Genomic DNA, 18,695 nt, shown 5'->3' with positions numbered 1-18,695 from the left:
CAATTTTAAGTCCCGATGGCCCTGTCCCCCCGGTGTAATCCCTTGCTACCCTGTGGCCGGACCTTGCGGCGTTAGACTTCACGCCAACCCCGGCGGGCGCGCCGGACAAGTTTTGCAGGTATTCGGTCCCCAGTTTTACCCGGAGTTTTTCAGATGGCTTTAGAACAACAGGCGGTTTTGACCGCACTGCAAACCGTCCTCGACCCGAATACGGGCAAGGATTTCGTAACCAGCAAGGCGGTAAAAAACCTGCTGATCACTGACGGTGACGTGTCGTTTGATGTTGAACTGGGTTATCCCGCCAGGAGCCAGATGGCGGCGTTTCGCAAAAGCCTGATTGCCGCAGCCAAAACGGTCCCGGGGGTTGACAATGTATCGGTCAATCTCACGATCAAAATCGCCAGCCACAGTGTGCAGCGCGGTGTTCAGTTGCTGCCCAATGTCAAAAACATCATTGCGGTGGCATCGGGCAAGGGGGGCGTGGGTAAAAGTACCACGGCTGTCAACCTCGCCCTTGCCCTGGCGGCCGAAGGTGCCAGCGTAGGATTGCTCGATGCCGACATCTACGGCCCCAGCCAGCCCATGATGATGGGCATTGAAGGCAGGCCTGAAAGCGTCGACGGTAAAAACATGGAGCCCCTGGAAAACTACGGCATCCAGGTGATGTCGATTGGTTTCCTGATTGCGCAGGACGAAGCCATGATCTGGCGCGGCCCCATGGCGACACAGGCGCTTGAGCAACTGCTTAGACAGACAAACTGGCGCGACCTTGATTACCTCATCGTTGACATGCCCCCCGGTACCGGCGACATCCAGCTCACCCTGAGCCAGCGCGTGCCGATGACCGGCGCAGTGATCGTCACCACACCGCAGGACATCGCGCTGCTTGATGCCAAAAAAGGCATCAAGATGTTCGAAAAGGTTGGTGTGCCCATACTCGGCATTGTCGAAAATATGGCCGTTCATATTTGCAGCAAATGCGGTCATGCCGAGCATGTTTTTGGTGAAGGCGGCGGCAGGAAAATGGCTGCCGACTACCAGATGGATTACCTTGGCGCCTTGCCGCTGGACATGCAGATCCGCCTTCAGGCCGATAACGGCAGGCCCACAGTGGTGGCCGACCCGGACGGTGAAGTGGCTGCTATCTACAAGGCGGTGGCCCGTAAAGTGGCGATCACGGTCGCGGCCAAGTCCAAGGACTTCTCGGCGAAGTTCCCATCCATCACAATTTCAAAAAACACCTGATCGCTCACGTCCATGAACCTGCTGGCGTCCCTGCGTTACCTGGTAGCACTTGACGAGCACAGGCATTTTGGCCGTGCCGCCCAGGCCTGCCATATCACGCAGCCAGCGTTGTCGAATGCCTTGCGCGCTCTGGAAGCGGAGTTCGGCCATGTGATTGTCAGGCGCGAACGCAATTTTGAGGGCTTCACCGTTGAGGGTGAACGGGTGTTGGCGAGCGCCCAGCGCATGTTGCATGAGCGCGAATTGCTGCAGCAGGAGCTCGACAGTGTGGTTGGTCGGCCGCAAGGTTCCCTGAGCATAGGCGCCGTACCCACGGCGGTGCCGATCGCGGCGCGGTTTTGCGCCTTGTTGAAAGCGCGCCATCCTGGCATCGCGCCAGAGGTGCGCTCCATGAGTTCAAACGAGCTGGAGACCGGCCTTGAGAGCCTGACCCTCGACATGGGACTGGGCTACACCGATCGCCTGCGGACCAATGGCCCGCGCCTGCGGCAGATACCGCAGTACACCGAGCATTACTTTTTTGTGCGCAGGGCGGCCCGGGCGCACAAGAGTACCTTGCAGATCGGTCCTGCCACCACCTGGGCCCAGGCAGCAACTCACCCCCTGTGCCTGCTGACGCGCGAGATGCACAACCGTACGATTGTCGAAAACGCCTTCGTTGAAGCCGGTGTGGTGAGCCGGCCTGCGATTGAAACCAACTCCATCCTCACCCTCGCACTCTCGGTGGTTGAAGGGGATGTGTGTACGGTGATGCCAGGTGCGCTGGTCGGCGCGGTGCGTGGTTACCGTGAGCTTGAAGCGCTGCCGCTGATCAGTCCTGAAGTCCGCACCGCGATCGGCTTTATTGCACAGGGCAGCGACCGCCGCTCACGCACCCTGGAGGCAGCCTTGACACTCGCGCAGGATGCGGCCTGGCTGCGCCACGCAGCGGCACACAGTGGTTTGCTGACACTGTAGGGCGACTGGTAAATAGCGCGCCGGGCAAGGCCAGCCCCCTCGGGGGGGCAGAGGGCCTGCGCGATGTGAGCGAACGTGGGGGCCATGGGCCGCAGCGCAGGGCCGCCCCAAGCAAGGCCAGCCCCCCTCGGGGGGGGCAGAGAGCTTACGCGATGTGAGCGAACGTGGGGGCCATGGGCCGCAGCGCAGGGCCGCCCCAAGCAAGGCCAGCCCCCCTCGGGGGGGCAGAGAGCTTACGCGATGTGAGCGAACGTGGGGGCCATGGGCCGCAGCGCAGGGCCGCCCCAAGCAAGGCCAGCCCCCTCGGGGGGCAGAGAGCTACACGCAGTGAGCGAACGTGGGGGCCATATTCCCCTCATTTATTTTTTGAATCAATGCATGTTTCGATTCAATTTGACCGGCTTGCGCCGCCGCCGCGACACTCTGCCAGCCTCTTGGCGAGGTTTCAATAAATACACAACACGGAGACAGTACATGTCAGGAATTCTCGATAAGGAACGCATCATTGCGGGGCCGGGCTTTAACCGCTGGCTGGTGCCCCCCGCTGCCCTGGCCATTCACCTGTGTATCGGGATGGCCTACGGGTTCTCGGTTTTCTGGCTGCCACTTTCGAAAGCGCTGGGCATCAAGGACGCCATCAAGTGCGGACCTGAGGTCGGGTTCTTTGCCGAACTTTTTACCGCCAGTTGCGACTGGAAAATCTCCACGCTGGGATGGATGTACACCCTGTTCTTTGTGTTGCTGGGAACCTCTGCCGCGACCTGGGGTGGCTGGCTCGAACGTGCCGGTCCGCGCAAGGCCGGTGTCGTGTCGGCCGTGTGCTGGTGCGGTGGCATGCTGATTTCAGCACTGGGTATTTACCTGCACCAGTTCTGGCTGATGATTCTGGGCTCCGGCGTGATCGGCGGTATCGGTCTTGGTCTGGGGTATATCTCGCCGGTTTCGACCCTGATCAAGTGGTTTCCGGACCGACGCGGTATGGCCACCGGCATGGCCATCATGGGCTTTGGCGGTGGTGCCATGATCGGTTCGCCGCTGGCGGCTGACCTCATGAAGTATTTCGCCACGCCGACCAGTGTGGGTGTGATGCAGACCTTCGTTGTGATGGCGCTGGTTTATTTTGTGTTCATGATGGCGGGCGCTTTTGGCTACCGGGTTCCTGAAACCGGCTGGAAGCCGGACGGCTGGACGCCGCCTCATGCGCAGGTGAACAACACCATGATCACGCAGCGTCATGTGCACGTGAAGAAGGTCTGGGGCATTCCGCAGTTCTGGCTGATCTGGATGGTGCTGTGTATGAATGTGAGCGCGGGTATCGGCGTGATCGGCATGGCTTCCCCCATGCTGCAGGAAGTGTTTGGCGGTTCGCTGATTGGCGTGGCAAAGAAGTTCGGTGAACTCGACAAGACCCAGCTTGCAGCCATTGCGACGGTTGCCGCGGGCTTTACCGCGCTGCTCAGCCTGTTCAACATCGGTGGCCGTTTCTTCTGGGCCAGCCTGTCCGACAAGCTGGGCCGCAAGATGACTTATCTGGTCTTTTTTGTACTCGGCGGCCTCATGTATTTCAGCGTTCCCGGCAGTGCTGCTGCCGGCAGCATTTTGCTGTTCGTGGGCGCGTTCTGCGTGATACTGAGCATGTACGGCGGTGGTTTTGCCACTGTGCCGGCTTACCTTGCTGACATCTTCGGCACGCAGATGGTGGGTGCCATTCACGGACGCCTGCTCACCGCATGGGCCACGGCAGGCATTCTTGGCCCGGTGGTTGTGAACTACATGCGCGAGTACCAGCTTGGTCTTGGCATTCCGCGTGAACAGGTTTACAACCAGACCATGTACATCCTTGTGGGCATGCTGGTAGTGGGGCTGATTTGCAACCTGCTGGTCAAGCCCTTGAATCCGAAATGGTTCATGACAGACAGCGAGCTGGCTGAGGAAAAGCGCCTGGCACACGAAAAGATGGCTGCGTCCGAGGTGCACCGCACCGGTGGCGGTGCTGATGCTGTGAGCCCAGCGCTGGTGGCCTTTGCCTGGCTGGCAGTGGGCATTCCGCTGGCCTGGGGCGTTTACCGTACGCTGCAAAGCGTGGCCAAGTTCTTCGCCTGATCAGACCGACACAACAGGATATTCATGGCTTCACCCGTTCTCGTCCCCGATGTTCCGGTGGTGGCACTTGCCACGCTGGATGACATGCGTGATCGCATCCGCCGCAAAAGCAAGCTCAAGGGCAGGCAGGCGGATGATGATTCGGTACAGGAGGTCCGGGCTCTGGTGGGACAGGCCCCGCATCGACGTGACCTGTTGATCGAACACCTGCATAAAATCAACGATGCCTACCGTTGCCTGCATGACAGGCATCTTGTGGCCCTCGCCAAAGAGATGAAAATCCCTATGGCAGAGGTCTACGAGGTCGCCACTTTCTATCACCACTTCGAGGTGGTCAGAGGTGACGAAACGGTGGCGCAGTTGACGGTGCGGGTGTGTGACGGCTTGAGCTGCGAGATGGCCGGTGCGCAGGATTTGCTGGCCCGGCTGCCGGCATTGCTGGGCACGGCTGATGTACGGGTTATAGCAGCACCGTGCATAGGGCGCTGCGAACAGGCACCAGCCGTGGTGGTTCACCAGCATCCGGTGCCGGCAGCGACGACGGAGTCTGTACTCGCAGCCGTCAGGCAGGCCTTGACGGTTCACCCCGCTGCATCGCCAGCCACCGAATTCATCGCATCCGGCCATGCCGAAAGAGCGGTGTCACCTTATCCGCACGCAGTTGAGATCGCACCGGGATATGCCGGGTATGAGACCTACAGGGCCGGTGGTGGCTACGCGCTCGCCATAGCATTGGCCAGTGGACGTCAGGATGTCGAAGGCGTCATTCGCGCCATGGAAGATTCAGGGCTGCGGGGCTTGGGGGGCGCCGGTTTCCCGGCGGGACGCAAGTGGCGCATTGTGCGTGACCAGGCGGCCCCGCGCCTGATGGCGGTGAACATTGACGAAGGTGAGCCTGGTACCTTCAAGGACAGAACCTATCTGGAGCGTGACCCGCACCGGTTTCTGGAAGGCGTGCTGGTGGCGGCGCAGGTGGTGGGCACGGATGCGTGCTATATCTACCTTCGCGATGAATACCACGGCTGCCGGGCCATCCTTGAGGCGGAGATCGCGAAGCTGCAGGCCAACCCGCCGTATGCAGGTTTGCCGACGCTGGAGCTGCGACGCGGCGCAGGTGCCTATATCTGCGGAGAAGAGTCCGCCATGATCGAGAGTATTGAGGGCAAGCGCGGTGAGCCGCGCATGCGGCCGCCATACATTGCAGAGGTCGGCCTGTTCGGTCGGCCTACGCTGGAACACAACTTCGAGACCCTTTACTGGGTGCGTGACATTGTTGAAAAGGGTGCAAGCTGGTTCACCAGCTTTGGGCGCAACGGCCGCAAGGGCTTGCGCTCCTTCAGTGTGAGCGGGCGTGTGAAGTTTCCCGGCGTCAAGCTGGCGCCCGCCGGCATCTCGGTGGCTGAACTGATCGAGGAGTATTGCGGAGGCATGCAGGATGGCCATACGTTGTATGCGTATTTGCCAGGTGGTGCGTCTGGCGGGATTTTCCCGGCCAGCCTGTCGGATGTACCCCTGGATTTCGACACCCTGCAACTGCATGGCGGTTTTATCGGGTCTGCCGCGGTGATCGTGCTCGGCCAGCACGACAAGGCCCGCGATGCAGCGCTGAACATGATGCGGTTTTACGCGCACGAGAGCTGCGGCCAATGCACGCCCTGCCGTGTTGGCACAGCCAAAGCCGTCGCGCTCATGGCATCGCCTGTCTGGGACAACGACACCCTGGAAGACCTGAACATCGTGATGACCGACGCGTCCATTTGCGGACTGGGGCAGGCTGCGCCCAACCCCGTGCGTTGCGTCCAGAAATACTTCGCCCACGAGGTGGCATGACATGAATGCTATTGCCAAACTTGCAGAAGTGACTCCCCAGACGGTGTCGTTCAGACTGGACGAGAAAACCATTCACGCGTTTGAAGGCGAGACCATCTTCAAGGCCGCGAAGCGTCATGGCATTGACATTCCGCACCTTTGCTACAAGGACGGACTGCGACCCGACGGCAACTGCCGCGCCTGCGTGGTTGAGATCAAGGGCGAGCGTACGCTTGCGCCCAGTTGCTGCCGCAACGCCACCGCGGGCATGGAGGTACAGGCCAACAGTGAGCGCGCCCTCAAGAGTCAGAAGATGGTGCTGGAAATGCTGCTGTCCGACATGCCTGACAAGGGTTACAAGTGGAATGACGGTGATGGCAAAACGGACGACGCCCTGCAGCACGGTGAACTGAGCCAGTGGGCTTCGCGCATGGACGTGTCGGTGCGCCCGGCACTCAAGGCCCTGCGCCGCGAACAGCCGGTTGCCGACATGAGCCATCCGGCCATGGCCGTCAATCTTGATGCCTGCATCCAGTGCAACCGCTGCGTACGCGCATGCCGTGAAGAGCAGGTCAACGACGTGATCGGTTATGCCATGCGCGGCTCGCACAGCGAGATCGTGTTCGACCTGAACGACCCCATTGGCGACAGCACCTGCGTGGCCTGCGGCGAGTGTGTACAGGCCTGCCCGACCGGTGCACTGATGCCGAAGACGCAGGTGGGTTCGCAGTCTGTAGACAAAAAAGTCGACTCCGTCTGCCCGTTCTGCGGTGTGGGCTGTCTGCTGACCTATAACGTGAAGGGCAATGAGATCGTGAGCGTCGATGGGCGCGACGGTCCGGCCAACCACAGCCGGCTGTGTGTCAAGGGGCGGTTCGGGTTTGACTACGCGCACAGCCCGCAACGCCTGACGGTTCCGCTGATCCGCAAGGCCGGCGTACCGAAAGACCCGGAACTGCTGGACAAACTCAATCGCGACACGGCGCAATGGTCGGATGTTTTCCGCGAGGCCACCTGGGACGAGGCGCTGGCGCTGACGTCCGGCAAGCTCAAGGGCCTGCGTGATACGCGGGGCAAGAAGTCGCTGGCCGGATTTGGCTCTGCGAAAGGCAGCAACGAAGAAGCCTACCTGTTCCAGAAGCTCGTGCGTACCGGCTTCGGCAGCAACAACGTCGACCACTGCACCCGTTTGTGTCATGCCAGCAGCGTGGCGGCCCTGCTTGAAGGCGTGGGCTCCGGAGCGGTGAGCAACCAGGTCAACGACGTTGAGCATTCGGACCTGATTTTTGTGATCGGATCCAACCCCACGTCCAACCACCCGGTGGCGGCCACGTGGATGAAGAATGCGGCGAAAAAGGGCGCCAGAATCGTACTGGCGGACCCCCGCATCACCGACATCGGCAAACATGCCTGGCGCACCCTGCAGTTCAAGGCCGACACCGATGTGGCCATGCTCAATGCGCTGATCCACACGGTGATTGAAGAAGGCCTGACAGACCAGGCATTCATTCGTGACCGTGCCAGCAACTACGAAGCACTGCGGGAAAACGTCAAAGGCTACAGCCCTGAAGCCATGGAGCCGATTTGCGGCATTCCCGCAAAAACCCTGCGCGAGGTTGCGCGCGCGTTTGCCAGTGCCAAGGGGGCGATGATTCTGTGGGGCATGGGCATCAGCCAGCATGTGCACGGTACGGACAACGCGCGTTGCCTGATTGCGCTGGTGACCGTGACCGGCCAGATCGGCAAGCCCGGTTCCGGGCTGCATCCCCTGCGAGGCCAGAACAATGTGCAGGGGGCCAGTGATGCCGGTTTGATCCCCATGATGTTCCCCAACTACCAGCGTGTAGACAATGCCGGTGCTCATCAGTGGTTTGAAAATTTCTGGGGCATGAAACTTGACGACAAGCCGGGCTACACCGTCGTTGAGATCATGCACAAGGCGCTTGCGCCTGACAGCGATCCGCACAAGGTGCGCGGCATGTACATCATGGGTGAGAACCCGGCCATGAGTGACCCCGACCTCAACCACGCACGGCACGCGCTCGCCAGCCTGGAGCATCTGGTGGTACAGGACATCTTCATGACCGAAACCGCATGGCTGGCGGACGTGGTGCTTCCCGCTACAGCCTGGCCCGAAAAGGCTGGCACCGTCAGCAACACCGATCGCATGGTGCAACTGGGAAAAAAAGCGATCGACCCACCAGGCCAGGCCAGGCCGGACCTCTGGATCATCCAGCAGATTGCACAACGCATGGGCCTGGACTGGCAGTATGCCGGAGAGAGCGATGGGGTGGCTGCGGTGTATGAAGAGATGCGCCAGGCCATGCATGCTGCGATCTCGGGCATTACATGGGAGCGCCTGGAACGCGAATCCAGTGTGACCTACCCCTGCCTCAGCGCGGAAGATCCCGGTTCCCCCACCGTTTTTATTGATAGATTTGCCACCGCCGATGGGCGCGTACACCTTGTGCCGGCCGACATCATTCCGGCCAACGAACGGCCGGATGCCGACTACCCCTTTGTGCTGATCACGGGCCGCCAGCTGGAGCACTGGCACACCGGCAGCATGACGCGGCGTGCCACCGTTCTCGACGCGATTGAGCCCATGGCCACGGCTTCGATGTGCGGCGATGACCTGAATGCCATGGGGCTGAAGCAGGGGGATGCAATCACCGTGGAGTCACGCCGCGGGCGCGTGGCCATTCATGTGCGGCGTGACGACGGCACCCCTCATGGTGCGGTGTTCATTCCATTTGCGTACTACGAGGCCGCGGCCAATCTGATGACCAATGCAGCGCTTGATCCGTTCGGGAAGATTCCCGAGTTCAAATATTGTGCCGTGGCAATCCGCCGCGGCGGTCAACCTGCGCTGGTGGCCGGATACGGCACAAAGGCCGCCATTACGGAATAAGCGGACTCGCCCGTGCAGCCGTACACTGCGGGCATGTCCGACTTCTCGATGCGTTCCCCGCAGGACGGTCACCCTGTCCCCCGCCCTGCGGTTGTCGTGGCTGTTGTCATGCGCCGTGAACGTATTGCCAACCGCTGGCAGTCCTGGCGCTGGTCGCTTGCCGATGTGGTGCCGCATGAGGACAGCTTCGGAACCCAGCCGCGCCTGCTGCTTGACGATGAAAATGAAACGCGATGGCTGCATCCCGGTTTTACGGTCGAGCTGTTCCTCGGTGATGCAGAAGGTTATTACCTCAATGTCACCACACAGCAGCCATGTTTCTGGGTGGTCTGGCGTATGGAGGAAGAAGCTGCCGTGGCTGATGAGCCGATAGCTCTGCCGCAAACCGTTACCTTGAGTTACCACGACGCGGGACGCTGGCTGGATGCGCAGGAAAACGTTGAACAGGTGCCGGCATCGCCGGATGTGGTGCAGTGGGTAAAGACTTTTGTTGCGCAGCACCATGTGCAGGAAGCCAAACGCCGCCAGCGGCCCCAGAGTTTCAAGACCCTGGAGGACCGTTTTGGAAATCCCGCGCGTGTCAGCACGGGCAAGGCATCCGGAGGGCCTGGGCGTGGCTGAGGAACCAGGCGGTTTTCTGGGGCGCTGGGCGCGCCGCAAGACAAAGGTCTTGCAGGGCAAGCCACTCGATGAGACGGTGCCGGCCGCAAAACCCGTTCCAGACGAGCTGGTCATACCGCCAGCCAGCCAGCCGGCGCCGATGTCCGCAACGGAGGGCCCCGCTGCGGCGCCATCCGCACTTCCGGAAAAAGTCCTTTCGCTTGATGATGCGAAGGTGCTCACAAAAGACTCTGACTTCACGCCTTTTATGGTCCGTGGTGTGGGCAGTGCCGTGCGCAATGCGGCCATGAAAAAGCTCTTCTCCGACCCGCACTTCAACGTGATGGATGGTCTGGACACATACATTGACGACTATTCAATTCCTGACCCGATACCCGAGTCCATGCTCAGGAAGATGAACGGCAGCAAGTTCCTCCATCTGTTTGATGATGTGACGGACCAAGATGACGAAGCCGCAGGCAGCATCGCTGCATCATCAGGGGAAAGTGCGAATACCCCCACAGGCCAAACCGTGGCACAGTCGCGTGAAAGTCAGGACACAGCTTCTTCGGGATCCGCAGCTTCAGATAACCCAAGCCAAACCGTGCCGGTGCCAGAATTGCCCGGCCCAGCGGCGAGCCAAAAAGACCATGCCAACACTGATTTGCGATTGCAACCAGACCATGCCGCTCCAGCCCCAGGCGCTGGGCGCAGCGCTTGATCAAACCCTGACACTGCATTCGGCGCTCTGCCGCCGCGAGGCCGGCGCTTTCCAGAAAGCCATCCAGTCAGGCCAAGATGTTGTCGTGGCCTGCACGCAGGAGAAGCGTTTGTTTGCAGAAGTGGCCGGGCAGACTGAAAGGGCCAGTTCAGTTGTCAGGTTTGTGAATATCCGGGAGACGGGTGGATGGAGCAGGGATGCTGGCGAGGCTATGCCGAAAATCGCAGCATTACTTGCTGCGGCGCATCTGCCGGACGCAGAACCGGTTTCTACAGTTACCTATAAAAGCACAGGCCGTCTTTTGATCGTGGGGCCTCTTGACCAGGCCGAGCAGATTGCGGCGCTGGTCGCCGATGCGCTGGAGGTCACGATTTTTGCGCAGGGCGTCGCCATGGCGCCCCAGTCTGGATTTCCCCTTCAGGAACGGCAATACCCTGTCATCAGCGGTGACGAACTCAAATTGAAAGGCTGGCTCGGTGCGTTTGAAGCCCGATGGCTCAAAAGCAACCCGATTGACCTTGACCTCTGCACCCGCTGCAACGCGTGTGTGGCGGTGTGCCCCGAGGGTGCGATTGACCTCAGCTACCAGATTGACAGCGACAAGTGCACATCGCATCGTGACTGTGTGGCGGTATGCAAGGTGGCCGGTGCGATCGATTTCAGCCGGGCCCCGCAGCAGGTCACCGAAGCCTTTGACCTGGTGCTCGACCTGGGTTCGCAGCCGCTGATTACCCTGCATGCCCCGCCACAGGGGTACTTCGCGCTGGACGCATCGCTGGGGCTGGCCTCACCCGGCCTGCTGCCCACCGTGGTCAAGCTGCGCGACATGGTCGGTGAGTTTGAGAAGCCCAAATTTTTCAACTACAAACAAAAGCTCTGCGCGCACAGCCGTAACGAAACAGTCGGCTGCAGCGCGTGCATGGACATCTGCTCGGCCAGCGCCATCAGCAGCGAAAAAAGCCGCCAGCAGATTGTGGTCAATCCCAATCTGTGCGTAGGCTGCGGCGCCTGCACAACGGCATGCCCCACGGGTGCATTGACCTATGCCTACCCGCGTGCGAGTGAGCAGGGTGTGCGCCTCAAGACGCTGCTGTCAACCTATACCAAGGCTGGGGGCACCCATGCGGTCGTTTTGCTGCACAGTCAGGCTAGCGGCGTGCAGGCACTTGAAGCGCTTGGCCGCGCTGCCCGGCTGCAAAAAGGTGTGCGTGGCGTACCTGCGAATGTGATTCCCCTGGGTCTTTGGCACACGGCCAGTGTGGGCCTGGATCTCTGGCTCAGCGCGCTGGCCTTTGGCGCGGCGCAGGTCGTGGTATTGACTACCGACGAGGAGGCGCCAGCTTACCGCGATGGCCTTGCGGAACAGATGCGCGTGGCCCAAGCTGTCCTTAACGGCCTGGGTTATGCAGGGGTGCATTTCCACCTGGTTCATTCGGCGGCTGTCACCGACCTTGATGCCAGTCTGCAGGCCGTGGCGCGCGCCAGGCCTATCGTGCCACCAGGTGCCGCCCGTTTTGCGGTAGTACAGGAAAAGCGCGGGACGCTGGACATGGCGCTGGATCATCTGATCACACATGCGCCTGCTGTTTTGCCGGAGGCGATTGAGTTACCGGCGACAGGCTCTCCTTTTGGCAGCCTGCTGGTGAATACTGACACCTGCACGCTCTGCCTGAGCTGTGTGAGCGCCTGCCCGGCCAGCGCACTGCAGGACAACCCCGAGCGGCCACAGCTGAAGTTCATCGAAAAGAACTGCGTGCAGTGCGGCCTGTGCGCCAGTACCTGCCCGGAAGACGCCATTACGCTGCAGCCGCGTCTGCTGCTCACGCCGCAGCGCAAGGATGCGCGGATACTCAATGAGAGCCAGCCTTACCGGTGCATGCGCTGCAGCAAGCCGTTCGGAACGCTCAAGGCGATTGAGTCCATGCTCGGCAAGCTTGCGGGGCATGCGATGTTTCAGGGGGACGCTGCAGACCGGCTCAAGATGTGTGGTGACTGCCGCGTGGTGGACATCTATTCAGCCCAAAATGAAATCAGGATCACCGATATCCCTTAAAGCCCAATGCAAGTGCCCATGCAAACCATCACCCCCGCACAGCTCGCCAGCTCCGCCCTGGATGAGGAAACCGCACGTGCGGAGGTCTACGGCCTGCTCGCAGCGTTGTATTACGCGGCCCCTTCGCCAGACCTGCTGGCCAATCTCCAGGTGGCTGTCACTGAAACGCCCGCGCCGGGCGCCGTGCTCGAAAGCTCGTGGACCGAACTGGTGGCCGCCTCACGCGAGCAAAGCCTGGCAGACATCGCAAACGAATACGACCTGCTTTTTGGTGGCGTGGGCAAACCCGAGGTTTACCTTTTCGGTTCCCATTACCTCAGCGGCTTCCTGAACGAAAAACCGCTGGCTGCATTGCGCACGGAGCTGGCTGCGCTGGGACTGGTCCGTGACGATGCCATGTCAGAGACCGAGGACCATGTGGCTTACCTTTGTGAAGTCATGCGCTACCTGATTGCTGGCGATGACGCAGAAGTGGCCAACCTGACGCGCCAGCAGGCTTTTTTCGCGACGCAGGTACAGCCCTGGATATCGCGGATGTGCGAAGCCGTCATGCAACATCCAGAGGCACGGTTTTATCGGGCGCTGGCCGCATTCACCCAGACTTTTGTGAGCGTGGAGGCGCAGGGGTTTGACATGCTTGCCTAGACACGCGCAGACTGAAAACTAACCGGCTACCTGGAATTCCGGTCTCTTCCAGCTTGCAGCAGCGCTGCGCACACACAGTTCGCCGGCAACCCAGGTCCACCTATCGTTTTCCCTAGCCATGGGGTGGGACTCTTCAAGATCGATTGCCGCAGGAGCCGCGGTGGCGTACAGTGGACAAATCAGCGCGCAAGCCTCTTCCCGTGTAGCCACGCTTCCTTGGAGACCAAGATGCAGGAAAGCCAGCCAAAACCCTCCCGTCGGGGTTTCTTTTTCGGTGCCGCAGCGACCGGCGCCGCCGCAGCGGCCGTGGTGGCCTTGCCCCGCATCACAGGTGCACCCGCAGCAGAGGCCGTTGAACTGCCTCGACCAGCGCCTGAAAAAGGTGGTGGATACAGCCTTTCCGAGCACGTCAAGCGCTATTACAAAACCACGCGAATTTAATTCACCCGTTTCATTCTTACGGAGAGCTGCATGCTTCTCACGAAAAAATCCCACGGTCTTCACGGCAGCCCAGCGCATCGCGATGGTTCGGCGCGATTTGTGCAAAGCCTGTCCCGCGGCCTGTCAAACGCCTTGCCAACCATGGATCGCCGCGCTTTTTTGCGCCGTTCGGGGCTTGGTGTCGGTGTCGGGCTTGCCGCGTCGCAACTGACGCTTGTTAAAAAAGCGGATGCAGCGGCGCCCGGCGCTGCGGCTGACGGCAAAGGGAAGATAGAGGTCAAGCGAACAGTCTGTACGCACTGCTCTGTGGGCTGCGCAGTTGATGCCGTGGTTGAGAACGGCATCTGGGTTCGACAGGAGCCCGTATTTGATTCGCCCATCAATCTTGGTGCGCATTGCGCGAAGGGTGCGGCGCTGCGCGAGCACGGTCATGGAGAGTTCCGCCTGCGTTACCCGATGAAGCTGGTCAACGGCAAGTACGAACGCATCACCTGGGACACCGCGCTGACCGAAATTTCCGCCCGCCTGCTCGAGTTGCGCAAGGCCAGCGGCCCCGATTCGATTTATGTGGTGGGTTCTTCCAAACACAACAACGAGCAGGCCTACCTGCTGCGCAAATGGATGAGCTTCTGGGGCAGCAACAACTGCGACCACCAGGCCCGCATCTGCCATTCGACCACGGTTGCCGGCGTTGCCAACACCTGGGGTTACGGAGCGATGACCAATTCGTACAACGACATGCAAAACAGCAAGTGCGCGTTGTACATCGGCTCCAACGCTGCCGAAGCGCACCCGGTGAGTTTGCTGCACATGCTGCATGCCAAGGAAACGGGTTGCAAGATGATCGTGGTGGATCCGCGCTTTACCCGCACGGCTGCCAAGGCTGACGAGTACATCCGCATCCGTTCAGGGTCGGACATTCCTTTCCTCTTCGGCATGCTGTATCACATCTTCAAGAATGGATGGGAAGACACCAGGTACATCAATGACCGTGTCTACGGCATGGACCAGATCAAGGCCGAGGTCATGGCCAAGTGGACGCCCGACAAGGTTGAGGAAGCCTGCGGTGTGCCCGAGGCGCGGGTTTACATGGCGGCCGAGATGATGGCCAAAAACAGGCCGTCCACGATCGTCTGGTGCATGGGCCAGACGCAGCACACCATCGGCAACGCCATCGTCCGCGCCTCCTGCATCCTGCAGCTGGCGCTCGGCAATGTCGGTGTGTCGGGTGGTGGTACGAATATTTTCCGGGGCCATGACAACGTGCAGGGTGCGACCGATGTGGGCCCCAATCCTGATTCCCTGCCCGGTTATTACGGCCTGGCGGAAGGTTCATGGAGGCACTTTGCCAAGACCTGGGGTGTGGACTTCGACTGGATCAAGGGCCGCTACGCATCGGCAGCGATGATGGGCAAGCCGGGTATCACGGTCTCACGCTGGATTGACGGCGTGATGGAGAAAAACGAATTCATAGACCAGGATCCCAACCTGCGTGCCGTGGTGTTCTGGGGTCATGCGCCCAACTCCCAGACCCGTGGGCTGGAAATGAAACGCGCCATGGACAAACTGGATTTGCTGGTGGTGATTGACCCGTATCCGTCCGCAACTGCTGCCATGGCTGCCATGCCCGGCAAGCCGGAAGACCTGAACGCCAACCGCGCGGTCTACCTGTTGCCAGCCGCCACGCAGTTTGAAACCAGCGGTTCCGTCACGGCATCCAATCGCTCCATCCAGTGGCGCGAAAAAGTCATTGAACCCCTGTGGGAAAGCCGCACCGACCACATGATCATGCATCAATTGGCTGAAAAACTCGGCTTTGCCAAGGAACTGTCGAAGAACTACAAGATGCAGAAGGTCAAGGGCATGGACGAGCCCGTGCCCGAGGATATCCTGCGCGAGATCAACAAATGCATGTGGACCATCGGCTACAGCGGCCAGAGTCCCGAGCGTTTGCAGGCCCACATGCGCAACATGCACCTGTTTGATGTGAAAACCCTCAGGTCAAAAGGTGGCAAGGATGCCAAAACGGGTTACGACACGACGGGGGATTATTTTGGCCTGCCGTGGCCCTGCTGGGGCACGCCGGAGCTCAAGCACCCGGGTTCTCCCAACCTTTATGACACTTCCAAACACGTCATGGACGGCGGCGGTAATTTCCGGGCCAACTTTGGCGTTGAGAAAGACGGCGTCAACCTGCTGGCTGAAGACGGTTCCTGTTCCAAGGGGGCGGACATCACCACGGGCTACCCGGAGTTTGATCATGTGCTGCTCAAAAAACTGGGCTGGTGGGATGAGCTCACGGAGCCCGAGAAGGCTGCGGCCGAAGGCAAGAACTGGAAGACCGATTCTTCCGGCGGCATTATCCGCGTCGTCATGAAAAACCATGGCTGCCATCCATTCGGCAACGCCAAGGCCCGCGCAGTGGTGTGGAACTTCCCCGACGCCATTCCGCAGCACCGGGAGCCGCTTTACGGCAACCGTGCTGACCTCATGGCCAAGTACCCGACGCACGACGACAAGAAAGCCTTCTGGCGCCTGCCGACGCTCTACAAAAGCGTGCAGCAGAAAAACATTGCTGACAAGGTGCATGAGAAGTTCCCGCTGGTCATGACCTCGGGTCGTCTGGTCGAGTACGAAGGCGGCGGCGAGGAAACCCGCTCCAACCCCTGGCTGGCCGAGCTGCAGCAGGAGATGTTTATCGAAATCAACCCCAAGGTTGCTGCAGACAAGGGCATTCGCAATGGCGAACGCGCCTGGGTCAGCACACCGACCGGTGCCCGCCTGAACGTCCAGGCCATGGTGACCGAGCGTGTCGGTCCGGATACGGTGTTCATGCCCTTCCACTTCTCGGGTCGATGGCAGGGGGCGGACATGCTGGCCTATTACCCCAACGGTGCGGCGCCCATCATTCGTGGCGAAGCCATCAACACCGCCACAACCTACGGCTACGACAGTGTGACGATGATGCAGGAAACCAAAACGACTGTTTGCAACGTCGAGAAGGCATGAACATGACCGCCATGTTTTTGACTTCATGCCGGGTGCTGCCGTCCGGGGCTGCTGTATTTGCTTGGGGCAGCCCTGCGCTGCATACGGAGACAACATGGCAAGAATGAAATTTGTTTGTGATTCAGAGCGTTGCATCGAATGCAACGGTTGCGTCACGGCCTGCAAGAATGAACACGAAGTTCCCTGGGGCGTGAACCGCCGCCGGGTGGTGACCCTCAACGACGGCGTTCCTGGCGAAAAATCCATCTCGGTGGCCTGCATGCACTGCAGCGATGCGCCGTGCATGGCGGTCTGCCCGGTCAATTGTTTTTACCGCACCGACGAAGGGGTGGTGTTGCACGACAAGGACATCTGCATCGGCTGCGGCTATTGCTCCTATGCCTGCCCCTTCGGCGCACCGCAATTTCCTTCCGCCGGCACCTTCGGTGTACGCGGCAAGATGGACAAGTGCACCTTCTGCGCCGGTGGGCCCGAAGCCAACGGCAGCGAAGCCGAGTTTGAAAAATATGGCCGAAACCGGCTGGCAGAGGGCAAGCTGCCCGCCTGCGCCGAGATGTGCTCCACCAAGGCCTTGCTGGCAGGTGATGGCGATGTGGTCGCCGACATATTCCGTAACCGTGTGGTCCAGCGCGGCAAGGGTGCCGAGGTCTGGGGTTGGGGAACGGCGTATGGATCCAAGCAGGCTGGCCAGCCCCCCGCAGGTACCAAATCATGAGGCGCCCTTTTGTAGCGGTGCCGGTCGCGGCTGTCGCCTTTTGCCTGTCAGCCTGCGGTGAAAAGCCCCAGACACTTGGTGCCGGCAAGAGCGATGTCGCGGCTTTCCAGGGCGCTGACAACGGCTTTGTTGCACCCGGCTGGAAGGCAGGTGACAAGGTGAGCTGGGAGCAGGGGCTCAAAGCCCGCATGCAGAACACCCAGAACGAATATTCCAGGCTGGTTCCATCCAAATAAGAGCCGGAGGACCTATGAAACGTGCTCGGCTGGCGGTTTTTTTGATGGCGCTTGGATGTGCCGGGTGGGTTTGTGCGCAGGCACCTGCCAGCCCGCAGGCTGCGGCGACGACGCCAACGCCAGTGTCACCCGCGCCGGCGGTTGCGGGCGCGGCAGCCATCCAGGGCCAGAATATTTTTGAGGTCAAACCCGACGCCAGTGAAGACCCCAAATACGCGGGCCAGACCAACGGGGAACGCATGAAGGTTCAGCCCGGCAACAATGCACCCATGTGGCGCCAGGTGGGCAGCGGTGTCACGGGCTACAGCAGCCTGCCTAAAAGCGAGTCACCTGAAGCTGGCAACCTGATCCAGCCTTTCGTCCAGTACCCCGGTTTGCGCCTGACCAACGCTGGTGAAGCCTGGCGGCAGGTACGCAACAACTGGCTCATTCCTTATGGCGGTTCCCTGTTGCTGATCGTGGTGCTGGCGATTGCGCTCTTTTATTTTGCAAAGGGCAGTATCAAAAACCATGCACCTGACACTGGGCGAAAGATCGAACGCTTCACACCGTTCGAGCGTGCTGCGCACTGGTCCAATGCCATTGCCTTTGTGATCCTGGCGGTGTCTGGTGTGGTCATGGCTTTTGGCAAATTTTTTCTCCAGCCCATCCTGGGCGGTGCGCTGTTTGGCTGGCTCACCTACGTGCTTAAAACAATGCACAATTTTGCCGGCCCCTTGTTTGCGGTGTCGCTGGTGATCGTGTTTTTCACTTTCGTGCGCGATAACTGGCCGCAAAAGGGCGACCTGACCTGGTTGCGCAAGGGCGGTGGCTTGATCTCGGGTGTGGAGCCTGCATCCAACCGTTTTAACGCCGGCGAAAAACTCGTGTTCTGGGGTGGTGTGTTCTTCCTGGGTCTGGTGGTGGTGTCTTCAGGCTTTGTGCTCGACAAGCTTTTGCCTGGCCTGGTGTATGAGCGCTCGACCATGCAGGTGGCGCACATGGTTCATGCCGTGGCCACGGTGCTGATGATGTGCCTTTTCCTGGGGCATATTTACCTCGGCACGATTGGCATGCAGGGCGCCTACCAGGGCATGAAAACCGGCTATGTCGACGAGGCTTGGGCCAGGGACCATCACGAGTACTGGTACGACGATGTCAAGGCAGGCCGCATTCCGGCCCAGCGCAGCGAGCCCGTGCCGACTGGCCAGGCTGCGCAGGCCTGAGCGCGGATCCGGCAGCCACCACACGACGGACAGCAGACAAGACAG

The 18,695-nt window shown here is 60.4% G+C and carries 14 protein-coding genes; all 14 read left to right on the top strand.

Going from position 1 to position 18,695, the window contains the following annotated elements:
* Positions 1-153: 153 nt before the first annotated feature.
* The 14 genes from apbC to HYX42_RS13455 all read left to right on the top strand — a co-directional run bounded on the left by apbC (position 154) and on the right by HYX42_RS13455 (position 18,650).
* Positions 154-1,245 carry an iron-sulfur cluster carrier protein ApbC gene (gene apbC, locus HYX42_RS13520; RefSeq protein ID WP_293403839.1) on the top strand — a complete coding sequence of 364 codons (1,092 nt, stop codon included), beginning with the start codon at positions 154-156 and terminating at the stop codon, positions 1,243-1,245.
* A 12-nt stretch (positions 1,246-1,257) separates the two neighbouring features.
* Complete coding sequence (locus HYX42_RS13515) at positions 1,258-2,202, top strand: LysR substrate-binding domain-containing protein (protein ID WP_293403837.1); 945 nt, start codon at positions 1,258-1,260, stop codon at positions 2,200-2,202.
* A 474-nt stretch (positions 2,203-2,676) separates the two neighbouring features.
* Positions 2,677-4,305 carry an OFA family MFS transporter gene (locus tag HYX42_RS13510; RefSeq protein WP_293403835.1) on the top strand — a complete coding sequence of 543 codons (1,629 nt, stop codon included), beginning with the start codon at positions 2,677-2,679 and terminating at the stop codon, positions 4,303-4,305.
* Positions 4,306-4,329: 24 nt separating this feature from the next.
* A complete protein-coding gene (locus HYX42_RS13505) occupies positions 4,330-6,135 on the top strand; it encodes an NAD(P)H-dependent oxidoreductase subunit E (RefSeq protein WP_293403833.1) in 1,806 nt (601 codons plus the stop codon).
* Between the two features lies 1 nt (position 6,136).
* A complete protein-coding gene (gene fdhF, locus HYX42_RS13500; RefSeq protein WP_293403831.1) occupies positions 6,137-9,025 on the top strand; it encodes a formate dehydrogenase subunit alpha in 2,889 nt (962 codons plus the stop codon).
* Positions 9,026-9,073: 48 nt separating this feature from the next.
* Positions 9,074-9,646 (top strand): DUF3305 domain-containing protein, encoded by a 573-nt coding sequence (locus tag HYX42_RS13495; RefSeq protein WP_293404541.1) that lies wholly within the window; start codon positions 9,074-9,076, stop codon positions 9,644-9,646.
* Positions 9,639-10,346, top strand: a complete 708-nt coding sequence (locus tag HYX42_RS13490) for a DUF3306 domain-containing protein (RefSeq protein ID WP_293403829.1) — start codon at positions 9,639-9,641, stop codon at positions 10,344-10,346. Before HYX42_RS13495 ends, HYX42_RS13490 begins: the two co-directional genes overlap by 8 nt.
* Complete coding sequence (locus tag HYX42_RS13485) at positions 10,276-12,399, top strand: 4Fe-4S binding protein (protein ID WP_293403827.1); 2,124 nt, start codon at positions 10,276-10,278, stop codon at positions 12,397-12,399. The genes HYX42_RS13490 and HYX42_RS13485 overlap by 71 nt, the downstream gene beginning before the upstream one ends.
* Positions 12,400-12,417: 18 nt before the next feature.
* Complete coding sequence (locus tag HYX42_RS13480; protein WP_293403825.1) at positions 12,418-13,044, top strand: molecular chaperone TorD family protein; 627 nt, start codon at positions 12,418-12,420, stop codon at positions 13,042-13,044.
* Positions 13,045-13,272: 228 nt separating this feature from the next.
* Positions 13,273-13,485: a formate dehydrogenase gene (locus tag HYX42_RS13475; RefSeq protein ID WP_293403823.1), complete on the top strand. Its 213-nt coding sequence runs from the start codon at positions 13,273-13,275 to the stop codon at positions 13,483-13,485.
* A gap of 30 nt (positions 13,486-13,515) precedes the next feature.
* Positions 13,516-16,494: a formate dehydrogenase subunit alpha gene (locus HYX42_RS13470; protein WP_293403821.1), complete on the top strand. Its 2,979-nt coding sequence runs from the start codon at positions 13,516-13,518 to the stop codon at positions 16,492-16,494.
* 94 nt (positions 16,495-16,588) lie between these two features.
* Positions 16,589-17,209, top strand: coding sequence for a formate dehydrogenase FDH3 subunit beta (fdh3B, locus tag HYX42_RS13465; RefSeq protein WP_293403819.1), 621 nt, complete (start codon positions 16,589-16,591; stop codon positions 17,207-17,209).
* Positions 17,206-17,445 carry a hypothetical protein gene (locus tag HYX42_RS13460; RefSeq protein WP_293403817.1) on the top strand — a complete coding sequence of 80 codons (240 nt, stop codon included), beginning with the start codon at positions 17,206-17,208 and terminating at the stop codon, positions 17,443-17,445. The genes fdh3B and HYX42_RS13460 overlap by 4 nt, the downstream gene beginning before the upstream one ends.
* Positions 17,446-17,459: 14 nt before the next feature.
* The gene (locus HYX42_RS13455; protein WP_293403815.1) at positions 17,460-18,650 is read left to right on the top strand and encodes a formate dehydrogenase subunit gamma; all 1,191 of its coding nucleotides are present in this window, start codon (positions 17,460-17,462) and stop codon (positions 18,648-18,650) included.
* Positions 18,651-18,695: the final 45 nt, after the last annotated feature.

This window comes from Polaromonas sp. (genome assembly GCF_016185115.1).
Classification (GTDB): domain Bacteria; phylum Pseudomonadota; class Gammaproteobacteria; order Burkholderiales; family Burkholderiaceae_C; genus Polaromonas.
The sequence above is the reverse complement of the archived record's forward strand: the minus strand, read 5'-3'. Positions and strand labels throughout refer to the sequence as shown.